Here is a 3,176-nt window from a genome sequence, read left to right as displayed (position 1 = left end):
CCGGTCAGTTCCTTGATCGAGCGCGAGCCGTTCCGGCCGAGGCCGATGATGTTGCGCAGCGCGCCCGACAGCTTGTCGACCGCTACGAAGTTGACCAGCAGCGAGAGGCGGTTCGAGCTCATTTCGATCCCTTCCCTTGCGTGCGCTTCCAGAAGTCCACCGCGCGGCCGTGCCAGTCGACCAGGTCATCCAGCTCCAGCCCCTGCATGTCAGCCAGCGACCAGTGGAAGATGCCCGCGATGTCGGCCATCAGGTCTTCGGGCGCTGTTCCGCGATCATCATCTCCATGATCTCGCGTTCCGCCCGCGTCATAAAAAAACCGCGCACCGTGCCCCCGATGGCAGCCAGGTCTTCCGGCTCCAGCGCGTTGGCCTCATCCGGCGTAAGCGGCGGGTTGCTGATGCGCGGGATCAGGGTCAGCAGCGCGGTGATGTCGCTGGTGATCACGTCCTGCAGCGACAGGCCGCGCAGTTCGCCAGCCCTGGGCTTGCGCAGACCAAGCTCGGCGATCTCGTGCTCGCCGCGCCGGATAGGCTCGGAAAGCGGAATCGTCTCGTGCTGGCGAGGGGCGGGCTGGGTTGCAGGTTCGGTTGTCATGGCGGGGCGTTTCCTTGGTTCTGGCGGGGCGGATAACGGGCCGGGTGGGGAGGATCAGTCCCGCCCGGCCCGCCAGGTCCTGCCGCCGTCGCCCCGCTGAAGGCCGCCGGCAGGATTGGCTTTAGATGCTGATGCCGCCGAACGAAGTGGACACCTCGAGCGTGTCGCCGCCGCCGATGATGGCGCGGATCTCGGCATAGCGATCGATGCCGTCGACGATGAACACGCCGGCCAGCATGTCGATTTCCACCTCGACGCGGCCATTCACCTCGCGGCGGTAGTAGACCAGCGGTACGGTGTACTCGTGCTCGGTGTCGTCGCCGGGCTTGGACGTGCCGGGGGCGATCTCGGTAAACCGCCCGCCGAGATAGACCTCGACGGCCTGGGCGGCGCTGCCATCGTCGCGCTGGTAGGCACCCACCAGGCGCAGGCGCACACCATCGAGAGCAGGGGTGCCGAACTTGCGGATCAGGCTGGCTTCGTGGCCGCCCATCTTGAGCTTGGCCTCCATCGCCTCGAGGCCCATGTCGAGCTTGACGTCGCCAAGCATGCCGCCGCCGCGCCAGTCCTCGGTCTTGATCGCCAGCTTGGGCTCTTCGAACTCGGCGATCACGCCCAGGTACGACTTGCCATCGACAAAGGCGTTCATGTTCTTCAGCTTGCGGGGAAGGCCCATCGGTTTTCCTTTCAGTGCTGCCCTACCGCTTCGCTACTTGAGGGCCGCACTGGGCCTGCGCTCAAGCAGCGAAGCGGTAGCGCGAATTTATCCCACCAGGTCGGTGAAGCCGGCGTAGTAGAAGTCGGTGATCACCAGATCGACGCGGGGGTTTTCCAGCGGCGCGGCCGGGGTGAACTGGATCCGGAACTTGGGGCGGCCTGCTGCCAGCTCGACCGAACTGTTCGCGTCCTTGTCGAAGAACATCTGCGCACCAACGATACGGCCCTCGCGCACCAGCTGGCGGAAGCGTGCATTGCCGGTCTCGACCAGATCCTTGATCAGCGCCTGGGTCATCGGCTGATCGAGGAACGGGGCGAAGATCGAGGCGATCTCGTCCTGCAGCGCGTGGCTGGTGCGCACCGCGCTTTCGAAGCTGAATTCCGGCTGCTGCGCCACATCGGCGCAGGTGCGGTTGCCCCACAGGCGGAAGCCGGTCTGGCGAATGACCGTGGTCACCTGGGCATCATTGAGCGCGCCGGCCTCGGTGCTGGGATCCAGCAGATCGAAGTGCACATCGCGATCAAGGCCGGTGATCCCGCCCAGCGGCACGTTGCTGACCGTCTTGTGCCAGCCCTGCTGTTCATCGATGCGGGCGCGCAGGCCCAGTGTGCGGGCCACGATATCGCCGGAGAAGGCCGCACTGGTATCGGGCCAGATCAGCATCAGCTCGCGCGCGGCATAGGTCTCGCGATAGGTGACCACTTCGGCCACATCATCGCCGATGGCAGAGGCATAGACCATGGCGCGCAGCTTCTGGGCGGCGATCACCAGCTCGGCCACAACGGCAGCACTGTCGAGGCCCGGTGCACCCAGGATGCGCGGGCGGAAGCCCAGCTGCGATTCGGCGGCCAGCAAGGCCTGGATGCCGGTGTAGCTGTTGCCATCGGTTGCGCCGATGACGTTGGCCTCGGTCGCCTCGGCATCCTCGCCTTCGGCCACGCGCACCACGATCACATAGGGGCTGGCCTGATCGGCGATGGCGCGCAGGGCAGGGCCCAGCGTGCCGCCGCTGCCGGCATTGCCGGCAGCGGCTTCCACATCGCCCGCGATCAGCACCGGGGTGTTGAGCGGGAAGGCTTCGTTTAGCGCCGTGGTGGCAGCCCCTGCGGCAGCGGTGGCCGTGGCCACCAGGCCAATTACGGCCAGGCTGGCAGGCAGGATGCTGCGCGGGCCGGAGGTCTGTTCAACAATGGTCAGGCCGGGCATGGGCGTGTCCTTCAGGCAAGGGGGATGACAAGCGAAACGGTGGCGGAAGCGGCGGGCAGATCGGTGCGGCGGCCTTCGATGCCGATGGTCAGGCGGCCACGCGCGGGCTCGCCACGCAAGGTCACGCGGGACAGGCGCAGGCGCGGCTCCCAGCGGCGGATGGCAACGGCAGTGGCCGCCTGCAGCAAGAGGCGCATGGCAGGGTTCACCGGCCGGTCGATCAGGTCAAACAGCAGCGAGCCATAGTCGCGCCGCATCACGCGACTGCCGATCGGGGTGGTGAGGATGTCAGCGATCGACTGCGCCAGGTGCGCAGTATCGGACAGGGTCTTCCCCGTGGTGGCGCTCATGCCGATCATGGGGGACAGGCAGGCCAGACCCGCGCGCGAAAGGCCAGCGGGTGCCCCCGTAAGTGGGGAAGTTACGGGCGGCTAGTTCGGCGGGCCGCTGTTGCCGCCGCCGCCCTGCACGCCGCTGTGGGTGTGGGTCTTCAGGCTCACCCCGTCGCCAGTCACGTTGCCATCGGCAATGATCGTCTCGGTAACGGTCAGCGCGCCTTCGATCGCCACGTCACCGCGCAGGGTGATCCCGCCGGCAGCATCGATCGTCAAGCCCCCCGGTGCGGTGATCGTGGCAGTGGCACCGGCCGGAAGCT

The 3,176-nt window shown here is 67.1% G+C and carries 5 protein-coding genes and 1 pseudogene; all 6 read right to left on the bottom strand.

All coding sequences use genetic code 11. The features are described from left to right. Positions 1-118: 118 nt before the first annotated feature. Positions 119-250 carry a GpE family phage tail protein gene (locus GRI99_RS18410; RefSeq protein WP_160773529.1) on the bottom strand — a complete coding sequence of 44 codons (132 nt, stop codon included), beginning with the start codon at positions 248-250 and terminating at the stop codon, positions 119-121. Then, positions 250-597, bottom strand: a complete 348-nt coding sequence (locus GRI99_RS18405; protein ID WP_160773528.1) for a phage tail assembly protein — start codon at positions 595-597, stop codon at positions 250-252. The genes GRI99_RS18410 and GRI99_RS18405 overlap by 1 nt, the downstream gene beginning before the upstream one ends. Positions 598-718: 121 nt before the next feature. Then, positions 719-1,273, bottom strand: coding sequence for a phage major tail tube protein (locus tag GRI99_RS18400; RefSeq protein WP_160773527.1), 555 nt, complete (start codon positions 1,271-1,273; stop codon positions 719-721). 87 nt (positions 1,274-1,360) lie between these two features. Beyond that, positions 1,361-2,521 carry a phage tail sheath subtilisin-like domain-containing protein gene (locus tag GRI99_RS18395; protein ID WP_160773526.1) on the bottom strand — a complete coding sequence of 387 codons (1,161 nt, stop codon included), beginning with the start codon at positions 2,519-2,521 and terminating at the stop codon, positions 1,361-1,363. A gap of 11 nt (positions 2,522-2,532) precedes the next feature. Further along, positions 2,533-2,880, bottom strand: coding sequence for a GPW/gp25 family protein (locus GRI99_RS18390; RefSeq protein WP_160773525.1), 348 nt, complete (start codon positions 2,878-2,880; stop codon positions 2,533-2,535). A 72-nt stretch (positions 2,881-2,952) separates the two neighbouring features. Continuing rightward, positions 2,953-3,176, bottom strand: a pseudogene (locus GRI99_RS18385) (phage baseplate assembly protein V); the annotation flags it as partial.

The sequence above is a fragment of the Alteraurantiacibacter buctensis genome, from assembly GCF_009827655.1.
Classification (GTDB): Bacteria; Pseudomonadota; Alphaproteobacteria; order Sphingomonadales; family Sphingomonadaceae; genus Alteraurantiacibacter; species Alteraurantiacibacter buctensis.
This window is presented reverse-complemented; position numbering and strand designations above follow the sequence as displayed.